Origin of the sequence: [Clostridium] colinum (genome assembly GCF_940677205.1) — a bacterium.
GTDB classification, from domain to species: domain Bacteria; phylum Bacillota; class Clostridia; order Lachnospirales; family CAG-274; genus Tyzzerella; species Tyzzerella colina.
Genome location: NZ_OW712331.1, coordinates 1790002 through 1814286, shown reverse-complemented (window position 1 = coordinate 1814286; position 24285 = coordinate 1790002). Strand labels below are relative to the sequence as shown.

General features: G+C 26.3%; 24 protein-coding genes. 20 read left to right on the top strand and 4 right to left on the bottom strand.

Translation table 11 applies throughout. From position 1 onward, the window contains the following. Nucleotides 1–20: 20 nt before the first annotated feature. On the bottom strand, nucleotides 21–1361 hold the full coding sequence (locus NBW53_RS08815) for a GHKL domain-containing protein (protein ID WP_250277897.1): 1341 nt from the start codon (nucleotides 1359–1361) through the stop codon (nucleotides 21–23). A gap of 302 nt (nucleotides 1362–1663) precedes the next feature. On the opposite strand from NBW53_RS08815, the gene NBW53_RS08810 reads away from it, so the two are divergent. The 16 genes from NBW53_RS08810 to NBW53_RS08735 all read left to right on the top strand — a co-directional run bounded on the left by NBW53_RS08810 (nucleotide 1664) and on the right by NBW53_RS08735 (nucleotide 16584). Continuing rightward, a complete protein-coding gene (locus NBW53_RS08810; protein WP_250277896.1) occupies nucleotides 1664–2362 on the top strand; it encodes a sortase domain-containing protein in 699 nt (232 codons plus the stop codon). 372 nt (nucleotides 2363–2734) lie between these two features. Beyond that, nucleotides 2735–3421 carry a GntR family transcriptional regulator gene (locus tag NBW53_RS08805; RefSeq protein ID WP_250277895.1) on the top strand — a complete coding sequence of 229 codons (687 nt, stop codon included), beginning with the start codon at nucleotides 2735–2737 and terminating at the stop codon, nucleotides 3419–3421. Between the two features lie 182 nt (nucleotides 3422–3603). Continuing rightward, complete coding sequence (locus NBW53_RS08800; RefSeq protein ID WP_250277894.1) at nucleotides 3604–4455, top strand: SDR family oxidoreductase; 852 nt, start codon at nucleotides 3604–3606, stop codon at nucleotides 4453–4455. A 19-nt stretch (nucleotides 4456–4474) separates the two neighbouring features. Then, the gene (locus NBW53_RS08795; RefSeq protein WP_250277893.1) at nucleotides 4475–5080 is read left to right on the top strand and encodes a bifunctional 4-hydroxy-2-oxoglutarate aldolase/2-dehydro-3-deoxy-phosphogluconate aldolase; all 606 of its coding nucleotides are present in this window, start codon (nucleotides 4475–4477) and stop codon (nucleotides 5078–5080) included. 34 nt (nucleotides 5081–5114) lie between these two features. Continuing rightward, the gene (uxaC, locus tag NBW53_RS08790) at nucleotides 5115–6512 is read left to right on the top strand and encodes a glucuronate isomerase (protein ID WP_250277892.1); all 1398 of its coding nucleotides are present in this window, start codon (nucleotides 5115–5117) and stop codon (nucleotides 6510–6512) included. Nucleotides 6513–6551: 39 nt separating this feature from the next. Continuing rightward, on the top strand, nucleotides 6552–7574 hold the full coding sequence (locus tag NBW53_RS08785) for a TRAP transporter substrate-binding protein (RefSeq protein ID WP_250277891.1): 1023 nt from the start codon (nucleotides 6552–6554) through the stop codon (nucleotides 7572–7574). Further along, nucleotides 7571–8053 (top strand): TRAP transporter small permease, encoded by a 483-nt coding sequence (locus NBW53_RS08780; RefSeq protein WP_250277890.1) that lies wholly within the window; start codon nucleotides 7571–7573, stop codon nucleotides 8051–8053. Before NBW53_RS08785 ends, NBW53_RS08780 begins: the two co-directional genes overlap by 4 nt. Then, complete coding sequence (locus NBW53_RS08775) at nucleotides 8054–9358, top strand: TRAP transporter large permease (RefSeq protein WP_250277889.1); 1305 nt, start codon at nucleotides 8054–8056, stop codon at nucleotides 9356–9358. It begins immediately after the preceding gene. Nucleotides 9359–9416: 58 nt separating this feature from the next. Next, complete coding sequence (locus tag NBW53_RS08770; RefSeq protein WP_250277888.1) at nucleotides 9417–10448, top strand: sugar kinase; 1032 nt, start codon at nucleotides 9417–9419, stop codon at nucleotides 10446–10448. A gap of 44 nt (nucleotides 10449–10492) precedes the next feature. Beyond that, nucleotides 10493–11536 (top strand): mannonate dehydratase, encoded by a 1044-nt coding sequence (locus NBW53_RS08765; RefSeq protein WP_250277887.1) that lies wholly within the window; start codon nucleotides 10493–10495, stop codon nucleotides 11534–11536. A gap of 262 nt (nucleotides 11537–11798) precedes the next feature. Continuing rightward, nucleotides 11799–12341, top strand: a complete 543-nt coding sequence (locus NBW53_RS08760; RefSeq protein ID WP_250277886.1) for a biotin transporter BioY — start codon at nucleotides 11799–11801, stop codon at nucleotides 12339–12341. 26 nt (nucleotides 12342–12367) lie between these two features. Beyond that, nucleotides 12368–13336, top strand: coding sequence for a biotin synthase BioB (gene bioB / locus NBW53_RS08755; protein WP_250277885.1), 969 nt, complete (start codon nucleotides 12368–12370; stop codon nucleotides 13334–13336). Further along, nucleotides 13329–13982 (top strand): dethiobiotin synthase, encoded by a 654-nt coding sequence (bioD, locus tag NBW53_RS08750; protein ID WP_250277884.1) that lies wholly within the window; start codon nucleotides 13329–13331, stop codon nucleotides 13980–13982. Before bioB ends, bioD begins: the two co-directional genes overlap by 8 nt. 4 nt (nucleotides 13983–13986) lie before the next feature. After that, nucleotides 13987–15324 (top strand): adenosylmethionine--8-amino-7-oxononanoate transaminase, encoded by a 1338-nt coding sequence (bioA, locus tag NBW53_RS08745; RefSeq protein ID WP_250277883.1) that lies wholly within the window; start codon nucleotides 13987–13989, stop codon nucleotides 15322–15324. A gap of 151 nt (nucleotides 15325–15475) precedes the next feature. Beyond that, complete coding sequence (locus tag NBW53_RS08740; protein ID WP_250277882.1) at nucleotides 15476–16057, top strand: nucleoside recognition domain-containing protein; 582 nt, start codon at nucleotides 15476–15478, stop codon at nucleotides 16055–16057. Continuing rightward, nucleotides 16054–16584 (top strand): spore maturation protein, encoded by a 531-nt coding sequence (locus tag NBW53_RS08735; RefSeq protein ID WP_250277881.1) that lies wholly within the window; start codon nucleotides 16054–16056, stop codon nucleotides 16582–16584. Before NBW53_RS08740 ends, NBW53_RS08735 begins: the two co-directional genes overlap by 4 nt. Before the next feature lie 298 nt (nucleotides 16585–16882). Here the strand turns inward: NBW53_RS08735 and nhaC are convergent, their stop codons facing one another. The 3 genes from nhaC to NBW53_RS08720 form a co-directional block, all read right to left on the bottom strand. Further along, nucleotides 16883–18265 (bottom strand): Na+/H+ antiporter NhaC, encoded by a 1383-nt coding sequence (gene nhaC / locus NBW53_RS08730; RefSeq protein WP_250277880.1) that lies wholly within the window; start codon nucleotides 18263–18265, stop codon nucleotides 16883–16885. A gap of 306 nt (nucleotides 18266–18571) precedes the next feature. Further along, entirely contained in the window at nucleotides 18572–19057 is a 486-nt protein-coding gene (gene tpx / locus NBW53_RS08725) for a thiol peroxidase (protein ID WP_250277879.1), read from the bottom strand. 120 nt (nucleotides 19058–19177) lie between these two features. After that, on the bottom strand, nucleotides 19178–19591 hold the full coding sequence (locus NBW53_RS08720) for an endosialidase (protein WP_250277878.1): 414 nt from the start codon (nucleotides 19589–19591) through the stop codon (nucleotides 19178–19180). Between the two features lie 125 nt (nucleotides 19592–19716). Here NBW53_RS08720 and NBW53_RS08715 point away from each other — a divergent pair, with 125 nt between their 5' ends. From NBW53_RS08715 to NBW53_RS08700, 4 genes are all read left to right on the top strand, one after another. Then, nucleotides 19717–20448, top strand: coding sequence for a pseudouridine synthase (locus NBW53_RS08715; RefSeq protein ID WP_250277877.1), 732 nt, complete (start codon nucleotides 19717–19719; stop codon nucleotides 20446–20448). A 90-nt stretch (nucleotides 20449–20538) separates the two neighbouring features. Continuing rightward, nucleotides 20539–20703 (top strand): hypothetical protein, encoded by a 165-nt coding sequence (locus NBW53_RS08710; protein WP_250277876.1) that lies wholly within the window; start codon nucleotides 20539–20541, stop codon nucleotides 20701–20703. Between the two features lie 496 nt (nucleotides 20704–21199). Next, on the top strand, nucleotides 21200–22576 hold the full coding sequence (locus tag NBW53_RS08705; RefSeq protein ID WP_250277875.1) for a S1C family serine protease: 1377 nt from the start codon (nucleotides 21200–21202) through the stop codon (nucleotides 22574–22576). A gap of 147 nt (nucleotides 22577–22723) precedes the next feature. Continuing rightward, on the top strand, nucleotides 22724–23932 hold the full coding sequence (locus NBW53_RS08700) for a S1C family serine protease (protein WP_250277874.1): 1209 nt from the start codon (nucleotides 22724–22726) through the stop codon (nucleotides 23930–23932). The last annotated feature ends 353 nt before the right edge of the window (nucleotides 23933–24285 follow it).

Here is a 24285-nt window from a genome sequence, read left to right as displayed (position 1 = left end):
AGTTTAAAGTATTATAATTTTTATTTTTTTAAAGGTATTTTTATTTGAGCAGTGAAAATTTTATTCTTCTTATCAATTTTAAAATCAAATTTACCTTTAATTTTATTTAGAACTTGTTCTATATAACCAATACCAAGGCCTTCTACTTCTGTATATTTTTTAGAAGACTCTAAATAACCATTGTCAACCTTTGGTGCTTTATTATATGTATTAGATATTTTTAATATAAAATCTTTATTTATTTGTTCAGTGTTTATACTTATATATTTTTTATTTTCATCATTTAGTCTTAATGTAGCTTCTAAGCAATTTTTTAATAATATAGATAATATTTCGTGTAAATCTTTTTCATCAATATTAAGGTTATTATTAAATGAATATTCACCCTCTAGTTTTATATTTTTAAAACTACAAACATTTATAAATTCATAAAATAATGCATTTATTATTGTAGAATGAGATATTGTGTTACAATCTATATTATTTATAGATTTATATTTATTATCTAAATTATTAAGTGTTTCTAAAGCATCTATTTTATTATCCGTATTTATAAGTTCTTTTAAATTAACAGATGATTTATGATATAAATTTAAAAAATCATTAGAATTTTGAGTTTTTGTAAAATTAGACACTTGATTTAACATAGTAAAATCTTGATTTTTTTTTCGTATTTCATTTTGTAATAAGCTAGTTGTCCTAACACCAAAGCGTAAAACTAAGAAGTATATAGTATATAAAACTATACAAGTATATACTTGTTCCACAGAAAACCAAATAAGGTCTAGGTTAAAGTAAAAATTATAGCAGTTAAATAGTAAGTATAAAGTTAACATAATATGTATAATCATAACATAATATACTTGACCTTTACATAAGAAAAAAGCAGACATTTTTTGGCTATTAAAAGTTAAATAATATATACAAAATAATGTTGCTAATAGTCCATGAGCAATACAAGTTATGATTTGAGTATATTGGTCAACCTGAAAAAGTTGGAACATATTTTTTTGATAAAATAGAGACATAGCTCCAGCAGACAACCCTTTTACAAAAACAATGTGGAAAGTTTGAAATATACTTAAAAATATAGCTTCTTCTAAACGTATTTTTAAAAGTAATATTAACAAAATCATACTAACTATAAACAAAACAACATATGAGGTAGGTTCGTTTGCTATAGTTATTTTTTTAGCAGTAAATATAACTGCTATAGTACAAGTTACAGGATATATTAAAGGTATTAAAATATTGAGTATTCTACCTTTCCAACGTTTAAGAATAATTAATGAAAAAAATAAGTTTCCAATTAAAAGAAGGAAAAAACCTATAGTATTTAAAAAAGAGGAAGCTTCACGCATTTTTGTCACCATTCCTTATTATTTTATTATATACTAACTTAAGTATACATTATAAATAGATTATACACTAAAATTGAAAAATTTTAAAGAAAAAAATAAAAAAGATAAAATTTTATATTTTTAACCAAATTTTTATATATAGAGATAAAGCTAATAAAAATTTAAGTTTTTAAATATATATTTTTTTAAATTATAATTTTTATATAAAATATAAAAATATTTTATCTTCAATATTAATTTATATATTTACAAATACCTTTTAATTATGTTAGTATATTTAGAAGAAAGAGGTGGTTAAATATATGTTAGTAAGAAAAATATGTTTTAGCTTGATAGCATTTATTGCAACAGCAAGTTGTGTTAAATTGTTTCCAGTTGTGGCAAAAAATCCTACTACATTTTCTCAAATGGAACAAGATAAAGAAAAAACATTAGAAAAATACAAAGAAGTTTGGGATGATAATACAATTGTAGAGATAGATACATTAGCTCCAGAATATGAACTGGGAGAACAAGTAGGTACTCTTACTATACCTAAAATGGAAATATATGAAATGCCTATATATTATGGGTCTGATGATATAAACAACAACTGGCAAATAACAGCACCAGGGCGTTTTGGAAACTGGGGGATATTTGGTGAAAAATCTGTTACGGCCTTAGGGGGACATAACTATCAACTTTTTTATGATTTGCCTAAAATGGAGGTTGGAGATAAATTTATAGTAGAAACTCCTTTTGATATATTTATATATGAAGTAACGGGGTCTGCTATATATGAATCGGGTGTTCACGATTGGAGTGATATGGCATTTAATGGAAAAGAACCTTATTCGGTAGACTTGTTAACTTGTTATCCAATAGAAAAAATTGTTACTAATGATATGTATATAGTATATACAAAAATGGTTAGTGGGACTAAATTTTTACAAGAAAGACCACCTTTAACAGATGAAGAAATGAGCAAACCAAGACCGATGACAGAACAATGGCAAAAATAAAAAAGTCATAAAATTGAGGTTGTAGAAAAAATCTATAACCTGTGAAAAAATAATAATATTATTTTTTAAGGTACTGTATTAAAAAAACAAGGGTTTCTTGTATAAGGGGCTAAAACTTAGTTTTGCGTATACGTGGCAAAACCACGTGTACGATTAAATATATGAACTCTTTTCGTTTTTTGTGTTAATTCTATTTTGTTTACAATCTGAAGTCATAAAATTTTTATGGCTTTTTTATTTTTGTAATTTAACTAATTAATAAATATATACTTGTGTAAAATATTACACTAATGTATAATATTTTTAGTATTAAAGATTAAATTTAGTTTTAATAATAATTATATATAAAAAGTATATTATGGAGGTATAGGGTTGATACTTTATAATAAAGAAAAAAATGAGACTACAAAAGAATATGTATATAAAAATTTAAAAAATAATATTATGTTTTTAGAGCTAAAACCAGGGGCTTTACTTAGCGAAAGTGATTTAGCTAATATATTAAATGTATCTAGAACACCTGTTAGAGAAGTTTTAATAAAATTAAAAGAAGAAAATTTAATAGAAGTTAAACCACAATTAGGAACATATGTTTCATTAATTGATAAAAATTTGATTAATGATGCAATTTTTATTAGACAAAATTTAGAAAAAGAAGTTTTACATTTAGCTTGTAAAAAATTTTCTAAAAATGGATTATTAAAATTAGAAAAGTATATAATGGAACAACAATTAATATGTAAAAAAGATAATAATTTTTTAGATTTTCACGAATTAGATAATAAATTTCATAGATTAATTTTTGAAGAGGTAGAAAAAGCTAATGTTTGGAAAGTTATTTGTAATATTAGTACCCACTATAATAGAATAAGATTGTTAGATGAAATGAATGAGAGCAAAGATAATTTAATACAACAACATATTAAATACTTTGAAATTATAAAAGATGGAAAAATGAGCGAAGTAGATGATATTATTTATAGTCATATAGTAGAACCAGTTAGTAGCTGGGAAAATTTAATTATAAATAATAAGGAAATAGCTAATTATATTAGATAATATAAACAAATTATTACATATACAATATAACTAAAAATAAATAAAATATATAATTTGAAAATTGTATAAAAAGGAGAAAAAATAAAAAATATTAAAAAAAGTATTGTTAAAAAATATCTTGTATGCTAGTATACTAGTATACAAGATATTTTTATGTTTAGATTATTTAAGGAGTGTTTTATATGAAATTACCTTTTAATATTGATTTAAAAGACAAAGTTTGTGTTGTAACAGGTGGAACAGGTGTTTTATGTGGAGAAATGGCAAAGGCACTTGCTAAATGTGGAGCTAAAGTTGCTATTTTAGCTTTGGGACAAGAAGAATGTGATAAAAAGGCAAAAGAAATAAATGATGAGGGCGGTATAGCCATAGGCATAGAAACAAATGTTTTAGATAAAGAAAGCATAAAAAATGCTCATAATATAATACTAGAAAAATTTGGTGAAACAGATATATTAATAAATGGGGCAGGAGGAAACCACCCAAAAGGAACTACAACAAAAGAATATTTTGAAGTAGAAGATTTAAAAAATAAAGATTTAACAACTTTTTTTGATTTAGACCCAAGTGGTATAGAATTTGTATTTAATTTAAACTTTTTAGGAACTTTGCTTCCATCACAAGAATTTAGTAAAGATATGATTAATAAAAAAGGAGCAACAATAATTAACATATCATCTATGAATGCTTTTACACCACTTACAAAAATACCGGCATATTCTGGAGCAAAAGCAGCTGTAAGTAATTTTACTCAATGGCTTGCTGTTCATATGTCTAAAGTTGGAATTAGAGTCAATGCTATGGCACCAGGATTTTTTGTAACACAACAAAATGAACGATTATTATTTAATGAAGATGGAACACCAACAGAAAGAAGTAAAAAGATTTTAAATAGTACTCCAATGGGAAGATTTGGAGAGGCAGAAGAGCTTATAGGAACTTTATTATATTTAGTATCAGAAGAGGCATCAGGTTTTGTTAATGGTGTTGTTATCCCAATAGATGGAGCATTTTCTGCATATTCAGGAGTATAAATTTAAAGGAGTGTAAAATATGATTTTAGAACAATTAAAAAATAATAAAATAGTAGCTGTTATTAGAGCTAAAGACCATAAAGAAACTAGAGAATATATAAGTGCTTGTGTAAAAGGTGGTATAAAATCTTTAGAGCTTACCTATAGCATACCAAATGTTTGTGAACTTATAAAAGAATATAGTGAAGATGAAAATTTATTAGTTGGTGTAGGAAGCGTATTAAATAAAAAAATGGCTTTAGATGCAATAGAAGCAGGAGCAAAATATGTTGTAAGCCCTGGATATAGTGATGAAGTAAATGAAGTTTGTAAAGATAAAAATATTCTTTATTTACCAGGTTGTATGACTGTTACAGAAATAATGAAAGCTATGGATAAAGGAAATAAAATGATTAAGCTATTTCCAGGAGATATGTTTGGCGCTAAGTTTGTAAAGGCTATAAAAGCACCTATACCAAATGTAGAAATAATGCCAACAGGTGGAGTAACTATAGATAATGTTAAAGAGTGGTTTAAAAATGGAGTTTCTTGTGTTGGAGTAGGAAGTTCATTAATTAAAGGGTCAGTTGAAGATATAGAAAATACAGCAAAAAAATTTGTTAGTTTAATTAATGAGTTAGACTAGTAAACATAAATTTTAAAGCTAAGAGGTGATAATAATGAGAAAATTTATGGATGAAGATTTTTTATTGGAAAATGAAGTTGCAAAAAAATTGTATCATAACTATGCTAAGAAAACACCTATATTTGATTATCATTGTCATTTAGTACCTAGCGAGATAGCAGAAGATTATGAGTTTGATAATTTAGCTAAAATGTGGTTATATCACGACCATTATAAATGGAGAGCTATGAGAAGTTTTGGTATTGATGAAAAATATATAACTGGTGATGCAGATGATTATGATAAATTTTATCAATTTGCAAAAATGATGCCTTATTTAATAGGCAATCCTATATATCATTGGACACATCTAGAGCTTAAAAGATTTTTTGGCATAGAACAAACATTAAGCGAAAAAAATGCAAAAGAAATATGGGATAAATGTAATGAAATAATAAAACAAGAAAAGCTTACAGCTAAAAAATTGATAAAAATGGCAAATGTAGCTTATATTGGAACAACAGATGACCCAATAGATGATTTAAAATATCATAAACAAATAAAAGAGGATAAAGATTTTAATTGTACAGTTAATCCTACATTTAGACCAGATAAAGCTATAAAAATAAAAGAAAAAGGATTTATACAATATATAAATATTTTAGCTAAAGTATCTAATATAGATATTAAATGTTTTAAAGATTTAGAAAGTGCATTAGAAAAAAGATTAGATTATTTTTATGAAAATGGCTGTAAAATTAGTGACCATAGTTTAGAACGAATTAATTTTTATAATTTTAATGAAAAAGAAATTGATAATATATTTATTAAAGCTTTAAATGAAGAAAGCATTAATCAAGAAGAAGCATCTAAATATGCTTGTGCTTTATTAATATCTTTAGGTAAAATGTATCATAAAAGAAATATGGTAATGCAATTACATATAGGAGCATTAAGAAATAATAATACAAGAATGTTTAATAAATTAGGAAGAGATTGCGGATTTGACAGTATTGATGATGGAGAAATTGCTTATACATTATCAAGAATATTAGACCATATGGAAAAAGATAACAAATTGCCTAAAACTATTTTATATTGCTTAAATCCAAAAGACAACGAAGTAATAGGTTCTATGATAGGTAATTTTCAAGGGGATAATATAAAGGGTAAAATTCAGTTCGGGTCTGGCTGGTGGTTTAACGACCAAAAAGATGGTATGGAAAGACAAATGATGGCTTTATCTCAGCTAGGACTTATAAGCCAATTTGTAGGTATGGTTACAGATTCTAGAAGCTTTTTATCTTATGTAAGACACGAATATTTTAGAAGAATATTATGTAATTATATAGGAACTTTAGTTACAACTGGTCAATATCCTTATGATGAAGAGATATTAGGTGAAATTATAGAAAATATTTGCTTTAATAATTCTAAAAGATATTTTTCTTAAATTAGGTGTTTAAAGACTTACACAAAGGGAGAGAAATTTATGTTAAAAAGTTTTAAAAAATTAGCTTTATGTAGTAGCCTAATTTTTTGTGCTATAACTTTTGTAGGGTGTAGCTTAGTAAATGACGGTAAAAGAATAGTAAGAATATCACATGGGCAATCTACAAGCCACCCACAACATTTAGGGCTTATGGCTTTTGAAAAGTACATAGAGGAAAACTTGCCACAATATGACATACAAATATTTCCTAACGAGCTTTTAGGTCCAAGTGTTAGAGCAATAGAGCTTGTACAAACAGGAGCAATAGATTTTGTAGTTTCTAGTACAAGTAATTTAGAAACTTTTAATGATATATATCAAATATTTAGTATGCCTTATTTATTTGATAGTGTAGAAGCTTATCATAGTGTAATGGAAAATGAAGAAATATTAGAACCTATTTACAGTTCTACTGAAGAATCTGGATTTAAGGCTGTAACGTGGTTTGATGCAGGTACAAGAAACTTTTATGCTACGACACCAATAAATACACCGGACGATTTAAAAGGTAAAAAAATAAGAGTTATAGCAAGTCCAACTAACATAAAAATGATGGAGGCTTTTGGCGCAGCAGCAACTCCTATGAGCTTTGGTGAAGTTTATACTGCTATTCAACAAGGAGTTATACAAGGTGCTGAAAATAACGAATTAGCACTTACAAATAATAAACACGGTGAAATCGCAAAATATTATAGCTATAACCAACACCAAATGGTTCCGGATATGCTTGTTGGTAATTCAAAATTTTTAAATAGTTTACCTGAAGAAGAAAGCAAAATTTTTGAAGAAGCAGCTAAAATATGTACAGAAGTTGAAATAGAGGCATGGAAAGAAGGCATAGAACAAGCAAAAGAAGAAGCTTCTAAAAATATGGGTGTACAATTTATATATCCAGAGATAGAACCATTTAAAGAAAAATTGTTGCCTTTACATAAAGAAATTTTAGCAGAAAATCCAAAACTAGAGCCTATATATAATAATATACAAAAAGTTAATAAACAAGTAAAGGAGGATAACAAATGATACAGTTTAGAAAAACTTTAGATAAGATTTTAGAGATAGTTTGTGTTTTACTATTTGTATTTATAACTATTGTTGGGTCTTATCAAATTATTACAAGATATGTATTTAATTCTCCTAGTACAGTATCTGAAGAATTGTTAATATTTTCTTTTACCTGGTTATCTTTATTAGCTTCCGCATTAGTTTTTGGGAAAAAAGAACATATGAGAATGTCATTTTTGGCAGATAAAATTACTGGAGTGAAAGCTATATATTTAGATATAATAACTGAAATAATAATATTTATTTTTTCTGCAGTAGTATTAGTATATGGTGGTATAAAAATAACAAATCTTACTATGACACAAATAACAGCATCTTTAGGAATAGTAATGGGGTATATTTATATTATTATACCTATAACAGGAGCATTAATTTTAATATATAATATTTTAAATATATCAGAATCAGTTTATAAGTTAAAGTCGGGAGGGAATTAGATGGATATAGCAACTTTATCTGCAATTATAATAGCTATTACATTAATAATTTTATTATTAATGGGTGTGCCTATAGCTGTATCTTTAGGGGTTTCTTCTATATTAGCAATATTACCAATATTAAATGTAGAAGCTACTGTTATAACTGGTGCACAAAGAGTATTTTCAGGTATTTCAGTGTTTACATTAATAGCAATTCCATTTTTTATATTAGCAGGGAATATTATGAACCGTGGAGGCATAGCTATTAGGCTTATTGATTTTGCAAAATTGTTAACAGGTAGAGTGCCTGGAAGTTTAGCTCATACAAATTCAGTTGCTAATATGATGTTTGGAGCCATATCTGGCTCTGGTGTTGCGGCCGCATCAGCTATGGGGTCAATAATAGGACCAGTAGAAAAGAAAGAAGGCTATGATGAGGCTTATTCGGCGGCAGTTAATATAGCTACTGCACCTACAGGCTTATTAATACCTCCTAGTAATGTTTTAATTACATACTCTTTAGTTAGTGGTGGAACATCTGTTGCCGCATTATTTATGGGAGGTTATATACCTGGTATATTATGGGGTCTTTCTTGTATGTTAGTTGCATTTTTTGTAGCTAAAAAACGTGGATATAGAAGTAGTGAAAAAATTTCTTTTTCTCAAGGCTTAAAAGTTTGTTTAGATGCTATACCTAGTTTATTTTTAATAGTTATAGTTATTGGGGGTATAATAAAAGGTATCTTTACAGCTACTGAAGGGTCTGTTGTTGCTGTTGTATATAGTTTAATTTTAAGCTTATTTATATATAAAACTATAAATTTAAAAGAGCTTTATGAAATATTTAAAGAAAGTGCTAAAATGACTGGTATTATCGTACTTTTAATAGGTGTTTCTAGTATAATGGCGTGGGTAATGGCTTTTACTAATATTCCAGAGGCTATATCTTCTACTCTTTTAGGTATAATAGATAATCCTATAATAATACTTTTTATAATAAATTTAACATTATTATTTGTAGGAACATTTATGGATATTACTCCGGCAGTATTAATATTTACACCAATATTTTTACCTATATGTGAAAAATTAGGTATGAGCAGTATTCAATTTGGTGTAATGTTAGTATTTAACCTTTGTATAGGTACAATTACACCACCAGTTGGTAACATATTATTTGTTGGAGCAAAAGTTGCCGATATAAAATTAGAAAAAGTATTTAAAGATTTATTACCACACTATATAGCTATATTTATAGTATTACTATTAGTAACATATATACCGGCAATATCTATGTGGTTACCTACTTTGATGGGATATTAATAAATATGTAAATTAGAATAAATTTAAGATATTAAAAAATTTTAAAGGAGATTTAAAATTGACTAAAACTAATTTAGATACAAAAAGTATATTAGGGTTTGGTGAGATAATGTTAAGATTAACACCTCCTAATAATCAACGAATAATACAAGCAAATTCTTTTGAGGCATTATATTCTGGTGGAGAAGCAAATGTAATAATAAGTCTTTCTCTTTTAGGGCATAAAACAAAGTTTTTAACTAAATTACCTAACAATTATTTGGGAGATAAAGTAATAAACAACCTTAGAGGATATAATATAGACACTAATGATATTTTACAATGTGAAGGTAGATTAGGGGTATATTATGCCGAAATGGGCTATGGCTTAAGAAGTACAGAAGTTATATATGACAGAAAATATTCTGCTATATCTATGGCTAATAAAGAAGATTTTAATTTAGAAAAAATATTAGAAAATGTAAGTTTAGTACATTTATCTGGTATTACCCCTGCTTTAAGTGAAAATTTAAAAGAAATTGTAATAAATATGGTAAAATATTGTGCTAAAAAAGGCATAAAAGTATCTTATGACTCTAACTATCGAGCTAAACTTTGGTCTTTACAAGAGGCAAAAGAAGTGTTAGAAGAAATTTTACCTCATATAGACTATTGTTTTTTAGGATATTTAGATATGGTAAATATATTAAACTTTGAAGTTAAAAACAATAGCTTAGATTTTGATACAAATTTAAAAGATTTATATAAAGAACTATTAAAAAAGTATCCTAATTTAAAATATGTAGCATCTACAAAAAGAGTTTTAAATACAGTAAATAATAATACTTTAGAAGGTTATTTATTTAATGGTACAGATTTATTTAAATCTAAAACATATACTTTTGATATTTTAGATAGAGTTGGAGCCGGAGATGCTTTTACAGCGGGTATTTTACACGGAATTTTAAGTAAAAAAGAAGATGAAAAAACAGTAGAATTTGGAACTTGTGCTAGTGTTTTAAAACATTCTATAACAGGAGATATAAATGTTATAGACGAAGAGGCAATTAACTCTTTAGTAAATGATGGACTAAAAACAGTAAAAAGATAATAATTTAAAATTAAATATAATTTTATAAAATGGGAGATGAAAATATGAAAATGACGTTTAGGTGGTATGGCAAAGATGACCCAGTAACGCTAGAATATATAAGACAAATACCTGGTATGACTGGTGTAGTATCTGCTATATATGATGTTCCAGTTGGCGAAGTTTGGCCAATGGAAAAAATATTAGAGCTTAAAAAAATGGTGGAAGATAAAGGGCTTGAACTTGAAGTTATAGAAAGTGTGCCAGTACACGAAGATATAAAACTAAAAAGAGGTAATTATCAACAATATATAGATAATTATAAAGAAAACATAAGACGTTTAGCTAGCGCTGGTATAAAGTGTATTTGTTATAATTTTATGCCTGTATTTGATTGGACTCGTTCTCGCCTTGACCAACCATTACCAGATGGGTCTAACGCGCTTGTATATTATAAAGAAGATGTTGATAAAATGGACCCAACTAAGTTAACACTTCCAGGTTGGGATTCTTCATATAATGTTGATGAGATAACAGAGCTTATAGAGGCTTATAAAGCTCAAGGAGAAGAAGGATTATGGGCTAACCTTGAATACTTTATTAAAGAAATTATGCCAACAGCTATAGAGTGTGATGTTAATATGGGCATACACCCAGATGACCCACCTTGGTCAATATTTGGTATACCTCGAATTATCACTAATGAAGAAAACATTGAAAGATTTTTAAGCTTATATGATGATAAACACCACGGATTAAGCCTATGTAGTGGAAGCCTTGGTTGTTCTAAAATTAACGATATGCCAAGGCTTATAAGAAAATTTGGTAAAATGGGACGTATACATTTTGCACATATAAGAAACATTAAAATTTTAGAAGATGGTTCATTTGAAGAAAGTGCACATTTATCTAGCTGTGGGTCTTTAGATGTTGTTGAAATGTTAAAAGCCTATAAAGAAATTGATTTTAAAGGATATATAAGACCAGACCACGGACGTATGATTTGGGGTGAAACTGGTAAACCTGGATATGGATTATATGATAGAGCACTTGGAGCTATGTATATGTTAGGTATTTGGGAAACATTAGAAAAGTTAAAATATAATTAAATTTACTTGACAAACATATTGTAAACTAATAAAATATTAATGGTTTACAATATGTTTTTTTATTGTTACAATTAATTTATGATTAAGTATATTAAATATTAAATTTTAGGTATTTAAAAATAGTTGGGGTATAGAGCATAGATAACCTTAAAGGCATTATCTAAAGTTATAACCTATTAATAAAATTACCTTGATAAATTTTATTTTTATATTTAGTGGTAAATATTTTAGATTGTATTTTAGAGATAAGAAAGGATTTATTATGACATTAAAAACAAAAGAAATATGTTTAACTTCACTTTTTACAGTATTAATTATAGTAGGAGCATTTATAAAAATACCTATACCATACATACCATTTACATTACAATTTTTATTTACAACATTAGCAGGTATATTGTTAGGTCCTAAGCTAGGTAGCTTAAGTGTTTTAGCTTATATTATTTTAGGGCTTATTGGAGTACCAGTTTTTACCCAAGGAGGAGGAGTTGTGTATGTGTTAAAGCCTACGTTTGGTTATATAATTGGATTTTTAGTTGGAACATTTTTTACAGGATTTATTTTAAATAAAAATAAAGAGTTTACTTTTAAAAGCATATTATTTGCATCATTTGTAGGACTTATTATAGTTTATACATTTGGATTAATTTATTATTATTTTATAAGTAAATTTGTTTTAAACATAGAAATGACTATTTGGACATTATTTTTATATGGATTTATATTATCTGTACCTGGAGATATATTATTATGTATATTAAGTGCTATTTTAGGTAAAAGATTAAAGAAATTTATTAATTTTTAAAAATTAAAGGAGTAAAGATTAGTTATATGAATGTTGAAAAGTTAAAAAATGATATTATTAGTGGATATAAGATAAAAAAAGAAGAAGCTTTTAAGTTATTAGATGTAGATTTAGAAATATTGTGTAAATGTGCTAACCAAATAAGAGAACATTTTGTTGAAAACTTTTTTGATATGTGTACAATAATAAACGCTAAAAGTGGAAATTGTTCTGAAAATTGTAAATTTTGTGCACAATCTTCACATTATAACACAGGGATATCAACATATTCTATTTTATCTGAAGAGGAAATATTAAAAGATGCTAAATATAACAGTGAAAAAGGTGTTTTAAGATATTCAACTGTTAATTCTGGCAGAAAACCAACTAGCTTTGAGCTAGAAAGAATATGTAGCGCTATGAAAAGAGTTAAACAAGAAACAAAATTAAAAACTTGTGTATCTTTAGGCTTATTAGATAGAGAGCAATTAATAAAGCTAAAAGAAGCAGGCATAACAAGGATACATAACAATATAGAAACATCAAGAGAATATTTTCCTAATGTATGTACTACTCATACTTTTGATGACAAAATTAAAACTATAGAAGAGGCTAAAAAATTAGGGTTTAGTGTGTGTAGTGGGGTAATATTAGGTCTTGGAGAATCTTTTGAAGACAGAATAAATACAGCATTTACATTAAGAGATTTAGAAGTAAAATCTATACCTGTAAATATGTTAAATCCTATTAAAAATACGCCTTATGAAAACAATGCTAAGCTTACACAAGATGAAATAAGAAGATTTGTAGCTATATTTAGGTTTGTTAATCCAGATGCATATATTAGATTGGCAGGCGGTAGAATTCTTTTAGAAGATAAAGGTGAAAAATGCTTTTTATCTGGCGCTAATGCTACTGTATCTGGTGATTTATTAACAACAGTAGGAACAACAATAGATTTTGATATTAATATGATAGAAAAATTAGGATATAAAATAGGTATTAAAGATGAATAAAGCAATTTTTGTAACAGGAACTGGAACAGACGTAGGTAAAACATACATATGTGGATTATTAGTAAAAAAATTAAAAGAACAAGGTGTTAATGTTGGATATTACAAGCCAGTTTTAAGTGGAGCAGATAGTATTTATAGTAGTGATATTGGATATGTAAAAAGTTTTTCACAAATTAGCCAAAATATAAATAGTATGGGGTCTTATATATTTACAAACCCTGTTTCTCCACATCTTGCTAGTAAAATGGAAAATAAAACAATTGATAAAAATAAAATATTGTATGATTTTAATAACATAAAAAATAAATTTGAATATACCATTGTTGAAGGAAGTGGAGGCATAGTATGTCCGATAATTTATAATAACAGTGAAAAGTTATTTTTAGAAAATATTATAAATATGTTAGGTTTAGATGTTATTATAGTGGCAGATGCAGGGCTTGGAACTATTAATTTTACTTTGCTTACTATAGAATATATAAAATCTAAAAATATAAATATAAAAGGTATTATTTTTAACAACTATAAAGATATAATTATGCATAATGACAATATAAACTTAATATATAATACAACTAGCGTACCAATAATAGCTAAAGTTGGACATAATGATAAAAATATAAATATTTTAAGTGATTTTAGGTGAGTTTATGAATTTACAAGAAAAAGATTTAAAACATATATGGCACCCTTGTTCTCAAATGAAAGATTATGAAGAGTTGCCACCTATAATTGTAGAATATGCAAAAGGGGTATATATATATGACAATTGTGGTAAAGAATATATAGATATTATAAGCTCCTGGTGGTGTAACCTTTTGGGGCATTGCAATGAAACAATAAACAATGCAATAAAAAATCAATTAGACAAGCTAGAGCATGTTATTTTTGCAAATTTTTCCCATAAACCAGCAATAACTCTGTGTGAAAAATTAACAGAAGTATTGCCTAAAGAGCTAACAAAATTTATATTTTCAGACAATGGATCTAGTTCTATTGAATGTGCTTTAAAGTTAGCCTTTCAATATCATTATCAAACAGGGAATAAAGATAAAAGACAATTTATGTGTTTTTCTAACGGATACCACGGAGAAACTATTGGAGCTTTAGCCGTTAGTAGCATAGATTTATATAAAAAAATTTATAAGCCTATGCTTATGGACGTTATAAATATAGAAGCTCCCGATTGTTATAGGTGTAAATATGATAAAAATAGAGATAATTGCAACTGTGAATGTTTTGAAATGGCAGAAAAACAGTTTGAAATTTATGGAGAGAAAGTGGCAGCAATAGTAATAGAACCACTATTACAAGGAAGCGCAGGAATGAGAATATATCCACCTCTTTATATACAAAAATTAAGAAAAATTTGTGATGAATATGAAGTTTTATTAATTTTAGATGAAATAGCTACAGGATTTGGAAGAACAGGCAAAATGTTTGCTATGGACCATTGTAATGTTGTACCCGATATAGTATGTTTATCTAAAAGCCTAACAGGAGGGTATTTGCCAATGGCTCTTACTGTTACAAACGATAAAATATATGAGGCCTTTTATGATGATTATATTAAAGGTAAAGCATTTATGCATAGCCATACTTATAGTGGTAATCCATTAGCTTGTACTGCGGGTATTGCAGTTTTAGATATTTTAAAACAAGAAAATATTATTGAAAAGGCTAATAAAACAGCTATTTATTTAAATAGCAAACTTAATGAAAAATTAATAGAGCATAAAAATGTTGGTGAAATAAGAAATATTGGTTTAATTAATGCAGTAGAGCTAGTGGAAGATAAGCAGAAAAAAATAGAATTTGATAAAAATTTACGTATAGGATATGAAATATACAAAAAAGCCCTAAAAAATGGTTTATTATTAAGACCATTAGGGAATGTATTATATTTTAACCCACCTCTTAATATTACAAAAGATGAAATAGATTTAGCTATCCAGAGATGTTTAAAATCTATAAATGAAGTTTTATAAATATATTAGTACTATTTATAGAAATTTTAAAATATAAAAATAGTAAAATAAAAAGTATATCTAATTAAATAATTTTAAAAAGTATAAATTTAAGTAATTTTTTTGTTTTTTTATGAGTATTATTATATAAAACAAAGAAAGGACAGGGAGTATGCTTAATTATTTATGGGGTGGTATGATTTTAATTGGTGTTGTTGTTGCATCGTTTACTGGAAATATGCAAAACATAACACAAGCTATTTTAGACTCGTCTAAAGAGGCTATTACTATTTGTATAACTATGATGGGTATTATAGCTATGTGGTCTGGAATGATGGAAATAGCAGAAAGGTCGGGGCTTATAAAGCATTTAAGCAAAAAGATGCGTCCATTTTTATCCTACCTTTTTCCAGATGTACCAAAAAATCATAAATCTTTAGATTATATATCTACAAATGTTATAGCAAATATTTTAGGCCTTGGTTGGGCAGCTACACCAGCAGGAATAAAAGCTATGGAAAGCCTACAAACTATCAATAAGAAAAAAGATGAGGCTAGCAGAGCTATGTGTATGTTTTTAGTATTTAATATGTCTAGCTTACAAATAATATCTGTAAATATAGTAGCTTATAGGTCTCAGTTTAATTCTCAAAATCCATCTGAAATAATAGCACCAGGGCTTTTTGCTACTTTAGTTTCTACTATTGTTGGTATTGCTGTTATAAGAATTATAGAAAGGTGGAAATACAGATGAAATTTATGTTATTATTATCAGATTTAATGATTCCACTTGTTTTAATTTACATATTATTTTATGGATATTCTAAAAAGACAAACGTATATGATGCTTTTGTAGACGGAGCAGAAGAAGGCTTTAAAACAGTTTTTAAAATAGCTCCAACTCTTGTTGGACTTATGGTAGCAGTTGGTGTATTAAGAGCATCTGGAGCATTAGATTTATTATGTAATTTAATAGCTCCTGTAACAGAAAAAATAGGTTATCCAACAGAGGTAGTGCCTTTAACATTTATGAGGCTTATATCTTCATCGGCATCTACTGGTATATTATTAGATTTGTTTAAAACATATGGACCAGATTCTTTTATAGGTAGGTTTGTAAGTGTTATGATGAGTAGCACAGAAACTGTATTTTATACTATGAGTGTATATTTTATGGCAGTAAATATAACTAAAACAAAGTACACATTAGTAGGGGCATTAATCGCAAACTTTGCAGGAGTTATAGCTAGTCTTTGGATATGTAATGTTTTATGGGGATAAAAATAGGTTTTAGACAAAGTATAAAATCTTTTGTTGTAATGATAAAATTATAACGATGAGTTACTGTATGAATAAAAGAAGGTTTCTTCGTATAAAGGATAAAGCACCTAGAAATTTATCTTTTTACACAATTAGAGGTAAAGCCCAATCTTGCAATTAAAATTTTTATACTTTACATAAAAAGTAAAAAATTAGTCTAAAAAATTTTGTCTTTAGTCTTATATAATTCTAAATATTGTAAATATAAATTGCTTTTTGGATGAAATTAAATGATGAAAAAATATAAAGAAGATAGATTTTACCTATCTTCTTCTTTATGTTTTACAATAAATATGCCTAAAAATGTAAATATTAACGATAATAATGGATTTACCAAATTTAATATGGTATATTTGGCATAATCTACTGTTTGTACATTTAGTGTAGCCGTTATAAAAGCAGAGGCTGCTGTCCAAGGTATTAATGGTGCAAATAATGTTGTACCTTCTTCTATTGTTCTAGATAGCATTGTATTTTTTAGCCCTCTTTTTTTAAATTCTTCTTTATACATATTACCATTTAATATTATGGATAAATATATATCGGCGAATAGAGCAGTACCTAATATACAAGTAGACATTGTTGTAAATATTAAGGCAAAAGTTGAGTTTATTTTATTTGTTATAGCTTTTATAATAACTTTTACAAACCCACTTTTTTCTAATATCCCTCCCATAGATAAGGCAAAAAAGCATAATAAAAACGTAGACATCATACTATTAATACCACCTCTATTTAAAAGGGTATTAACCTCTTTATTAGATGTATTTATAGATATACCATTCATAATTGCATCAAAACATTCGTATAAACTTTTATCTTGTAAAAAAAGAGCACATATTATAGATACCCCAATAGTAATAATAATAGATTTTATAGCATTAATTTTAAAAAATGATAAAAATATTAAAACTATTAATGGTATAAAATTTAATATTGAAATATTATAAATACTATCTAATGTATTTTTTATATTTTGGATATTATTAATATCTATATCTTTTATATCATAAAAAGAATTTATAATAGTGTAAACTATTAAAGATATAATATATGAAGGAAGAGTTGTCATAGACATAACTTTTATATGGTCATAAACATTTGCATTTACAGAGGTTGCGGTCATAACAGTAGAGTCGGAAACAGGAGACATTTTATCTCCAAACCAAGCACCAGATATTATAGCACCTACTATAATAGGAATAGGTATTGCTAAATTTGATGTAGTAGCTATACCTACTGTACCTACCGTACTCCAAGATGAACCTATTATAGAAGATAAAAGTGTACATATTAATAGAGTAGTTGGTAAGAAAAAATTAGGAGACAAAATATCTAGCCCATAATATACCAATGTTGGAACTGTTCCTGACAATATAAATATACCTATTATGCCACCTATTAATATAAAAAATAATAAACCTATAAAGGCTTTAGAGCAACCATAAGACATATACTCTATTATGTCTTTTTCACTTATATTATTAAATTTACCTATTATAGCTATGTATATAATACATAATATAAGAAGTAAAACTATATTTATTTTAAATGCACTTATTCCTATCAAAAGAATTAATAATATTCCTAGTAATATAAATATACTAGTTTTTAAAGATGGTTCTTCTTTATTTTTTTCCATAAAAACTCCTTTCTTTAATAAAAAAACTATTTTAAAATATTTTATGTTATATTATAACAATTATTAATAAAAAAGCATAATATAAATTTAGAGTGAAGACAAAATAATGTTTATAAACTTTAAATTGTAAAAATAAACTAAATGTAGTTTAAATAGGTTTGTATAAGTTTAAGTGGGTTAGTTTAAAAGTAATATTACAAAATTAGGTTTTTATAGGTTTTAGCCCTTTGATAAGAAAATTAATTTATAATTTTGTTATTATGACGAAAGGGCGTAGAATTAATCTACACCCTTAAATTTTTTAGTTTATTTTAAAGCATTTAAAGCAGATTCGAAATCTGGTTCGCTTTTTATTTCTTTACAATATTCTACATAAGATATTTTGTTATCTTCATCTACTATAAATATAGATCTTGTTAACAGTCCTAATTCATTTATATATACACCATAATTTTCTCCAAAGCTTCTATGTTTATAATCAGATAAAGTAGTTATTCTATCTGAGCTATTAGCACCACACCATCTTGTTAGAGCAAATGGTAAGTCCATAGATACAACATATATAGAAACATTATCAAATTTTGTAGCTTCTTCGTTAAAACGTTTTGCAGATAAATCACATATAGGTGTATCTAAAGAAGGTACTACAACAAATACTCTTTTTCCTTTAGTATCTGCAAGAGAAATATCATTTAAAGAAGTATCTGTTAATAAAAAGTCTGGAGCAACATCTCCTACTTTAAGTTCATTACCTTTTAATGTTACAGGGTTACCGTTAAAAGTTATATTCATAATAATCCATCTCCTATCTAAAATTTATATTAAAACAATGTAGTTAATTTAATTCATACTAAAATAATACACTTTAAAATATAATTAGTCAAGGGGTAAAATAACAAAAAATAAAAAATTTTAAATATTTTTTTCAATTTTTATTTGTTGAGTTTCTTTAGAAAGTGTTGTACTAAAGTTTATTTTGCCAGAAAGATTAGTTTTTATTTTATCTATATTAACATCATTAATAAATAATGAATAAGTTGTATTAGGTTCTAGCTCTAGTGTAATAAGTGTATCGCCTAAGCCTTCTGCCAAAAATGAAGATTCTTTTTCACTTATAAAAAGATTATGTATTGTAGCACCAGGAACTGTTTCTAATAAAAGATTACCATTTTTAGAAAGTCTTGTAACTTCATTGTGAGTTCTAATTTTATATATATTACCGTCTACATTAAAATCTTTAACTTTGATTTTTTCAGAAACTTCGTAGTTACCAAAGCTTAATGTTTTATCTTCATTTAAAATAATTCCTTGTTGTATTGCAGACATTTTTTAATCCTCCTAAATAAATTTTATAAAATAATTCGACATAATAAATAAAATGTATTATAATTATATCAAAATAGAAAAGATTTGTATATAAGAAAATATATAATATTTTGGGAGGACAATAGATGGCACTTGTTAGATTAGATAAATTTTTGTCTAATGCTGGTATAGGTAGCAGAAGTCAAGTTAGAGAGTACATAAAATTTAGAAGAGTATGGGTAGATGGTGTACCTTGTGTAAAGGCAGACACTAAAATAGATAAAGAAAAAAATATTGTAACATTTGACAAAAGAGTTGTATCCTATGACCAGTATGTTTATGTTATACTTAATAAGCCAAAAGGGGTTATATCTGCAACAGAAGATGAAGAGCAAAAAACAGTGATTGATTTATTAGATGAAAAATATAAAAAAATGAAGCTTTTTCCAGTAGGTAGATTAGATAAAGATACCGTTGGACTTTTAATATTATCTAATGATGGCAGATTTGCTCTTAATACATTATCACCTAAGAAGCATATAGAGAAAAGCTATTATGCTCATATTAATGGCAAAATAACAAAAGAGCATATTGAAAAATTTAAAGAAGGGGTTGTTATTAGTGGAGGATATAAATGTTTGCCTGCAAAATTAGATATAGAATACAGCGCAGACAACTTTTCTAAAGTTAATGTAACAATAAAAGAAGGAAAATATCATCAAATAAAAAGAATGTTTGAAGCTTTTGGAAAAAAAGTTGTTTATCTTAAAAGAACAAGCTTTGATGAAATAAAATTAGATGAAAGCCTTGAAGAAGGTCAATATAGGCTAGCTAATGATGAAGAAATGAAAGTTATAGAAAAATTTATCGAAAAATAGAAACTTTTTTTATTATTTTGCGTTTAAATTTTTGAAACAAAGTATTATTTTTAAAATAAAATATATTTAGGATTAAAAATAGGAGTTAGTATGTTTGAGCAAGAAGTTAAGAAAAAAAGTAAAGTAACACCAGGTTTACTTATTGTTTTTGGGATTTTTATAATGAGTATGGTTGTTATTATAAATAATAGTATAGTTGTCGAAAATTCTATTGAGCATATAAATACCTTTAATGAAGATAAAGAAGAAATGTAATTTGGTGTAGACAAAGTCTACACCTTTTGTCGTAATAACAAGATTATCACGATGATTATATTTTTTGTAAAAAGCCGATTTTCTTGTACAAGGACTAACTACTCTAAAAATCTATATTTTTACATAATACCTTGTGTTATGATTAGAATTTTTAAATAATTTAATAATATAAACTAAAATGTATTTTTTATTTGTTTTAATTTTAATTATCATAGATTTTTAATTTAATAAAATAGTTATTTATATTAAAGTAAAGCTAAAATATCTTTATATTATTAATGATTTTTATACTTTATAAAAATTTTAATTATAAGACTGAGATTTACTTTAATTTATTTAAAATTTTAGGCTATTTTTGTATGTAGTTTTTTAAGTTTGTATCAAATATAATATTTTAAAAATTATTACAATTGTTTACATATTATTAATATTTTATTCAAATTATATGTATATAATTTAAATATAGATTAAGAAAGATAATTTGGAGGTAGTATATATGAATAAAGATGATAATAATTTAAATAATAATATATTTGAAAACAAAGAGATTGTAGAAAATGAAGCAAACAAAGAAAATAACATTAATAATGTTGAAAATACTTTACCAGATATTCATATCATTAATAACAAAGAGCAAATAATAGATGATATGGAAATGAAAAAAGAAAACATAAAAGATATAATAAACAAAGAAAAATTAGAAAAAAAAGAAAAAGATAAAAATAAAAGAAAAAAAGCTACTAAAGTAATTTTAAAATCAGGCGCTATTGCATCTTGTTGTTTATTTTTAGGGGTTGGCATTGGAGCTGGAGCAGTTGTTTCTAAAAATTTTATTTCTAAAAGAGAACAATCTAGCTTTAAATTTGATACTAATGACCTAAAACAATCTAGCTTAAAAGATAATATTATACTTACATCTAACAGTGCATCATCTATATTTAAAGAAGTAGGAGACTCTGTTGTAAACATATCTACAAAAGTTTCAGGTGGATTTTTTGGGTCAAATTTACAAGATTTAAATTCGGGATCTGGTATTATTTATAAAATAGACGGAGATAAAGTTTATATAGTAACAAACAATCATGTCATAGAAGGGGCTTCTTATGTTACTATATCTGTTACTGGGGAAGAACAAGTGGAAGCTAGCCTTGTAGGTATGGACCCTAGCTCAGATTTAGCCGTTCTTAGTGTTAGTAAACAAGATATGCATAAAGCAGGTATTAAAAATATTACTGTTGCAAAATTTGTAAATTCTGATACAGTAGAAGTAGGAGATTTTGTTTTTCCAATAGGTAACGCCTTAGGTAGAGGTAAAACTATGACACAAGGCATGATAAGTGCCCAAAATAAACAAATAAATATAGACGGCAAAAATTTAACTGTTTTACAAACAGACGCGGCTATAAACCCTGGCAATAGCGGTGGCGCATTAATGAACACAGAAGGCGAAGTTGTTGGTATAAACACTGCTAAGCTATCTAGCTCGGCTATTGAGGGGATAGGCTATGCTATACCGTCTAATATAGCTATAGATATAGTAGAACAAATTATAAACAATGGTTATGTAGAAAGACCTTATTTTGGTATAATGGGTAAAAGTATAACAGAAAATACTAAACGTATATATGGTTTAAATGTAGATGGTGTTATAGTAGTAGAAGTAGAAGACGACAGTAATGCAGATAAAGCAGGGCTTAAACCAGGAGATATAATAACAAGCTTTAATGGTAAAGATGTAAAAACAGTAGAAGATTTATCAAGTGCTATTAATAGTTGTAAAGCTAATGATACTGTATCTTTTGATATAATTAGAGAAGGTAGCAAACAAATTACTTTAACAGTTGTATTAGCGCCTAACAATACATCATTTTAATATCTATTTAGCGTAAAATAAAATATACAAATTGTAAAAAATTTTAATATTTTTATATAAATTAAAAAAATTTTTAAAATTGTTCACATTTAATTCATATTTTATTCATTTATTTGATTTATTATATATTTATAGGGAGGAAACATTATGGACAATAATCAAAACTTGAATGAAGATAATAGTTCTAATGAACCTTATACATTTTATAAAGAAGAAATTAAAAAGCAAAAAAACATGCCAAAAAGCTTGAAAAAATTTATAATATACGTAGGTTCAGTTACTTTTTCTTTAATATTAGGTTTAGTTATTAGCTTTTCATATATATTTTTTAAAGATATAATTATCCCTAAATATGCTAATAATAGCATATTAGAAACTTCGGCAGATGAAGATGATAACAATATTATACAAACATCAAATGATTTGGTAAAAACTATAATAGAAAATATTAGACCATCTGTTGTAAGCATAACTACTTTAAATGATGATATAGATTGGTTTAAAGGAGTTGTACAATACGAAGACGCAGGGTCTGGAATTATTTTTCATAAAACATCAACAGATGTATTTATAGTTACTAACTATCACGTTATAAAAAATGCATCTACAATAGGTGTTGCTATAGATGATAACAAGCCAGTACAAGCTAAGATTATAGGAAAAGATGAAAACTATGATTTAGCGGTTATATCTATTAGTAGTAATGATTTAGACAAAGATGAAATGAAAAATATTCGTGTAGCACAATTTGCTAGCTCTGAAAATATTACTGTTGGAGATTATGTTATAGCACTTGGAAATACATTAGGCGAAGGCATTACTTCTACTTTTGGCATAATAAGCTCAACGTCTACTGACATAGTTTCAAACAACAAAAAATTAAATGTTTTACAAACAACAGCTGCTATAAACCCTGGCAATAGTGGCGGTGCATTAATTAACTTAAATGGTGAAGTTATAGGTATAAATACTGCAAAAGTTGCTAATAATACAGTTGAAAACATTGCTTATACAATAGGAAGTTCTGTTGCTATGCCTATTATAGAAAATATAATGAGTAATTTAAATCCAACAGCTTTAGGTGTTAGTGTTATAAACGCACAAGATAATGTAAGTTATGATGGAATGGCTGGTGGAGCTATAATAGCAAAGGTTGAACCAAATGGGTCGGCAGATAAAGCAGGACTTAAAGTAAATGATATTATCACAAGTATTAATGATGTACCTATACTTAGTTCTTCTCAATTAGTAGAAGAAATTAAAAAGTATAAAGTTTGGGACACTATTAAGTTAAAAATTATTAGAGATGGTGAGCTAAAATCTGTTAAAGTTAAATTGCTCCCAATAAAAAATTAGCTTATAAGTTTAAAATTGATATAGATACTCCTCTCCTAGCCCAAAAGGGCTAACCTCAAAATTCTCTCTTTTCTGAAAGACACTATTATATGTGTCTTTCTTTTTGTATTAATAATAATTTATTATACTTTTATATTATAAAATATTTTTATTAAATATTAGAGGTTATAGACAAAAAGTTTACAACCATTTAAAAAATAATAAGATTATTTTTTGAGGTACTGTATTAGAAAAAGCTGATTTCTTCACACAGGGGCTAAAGCCTCTATAAATTTAGCTTTTTACACAATTCGAAGTAAAGTATTGTTTTGTAATTAGAATTTTTATACAAAGTATAAAAATGAAAAAAATTA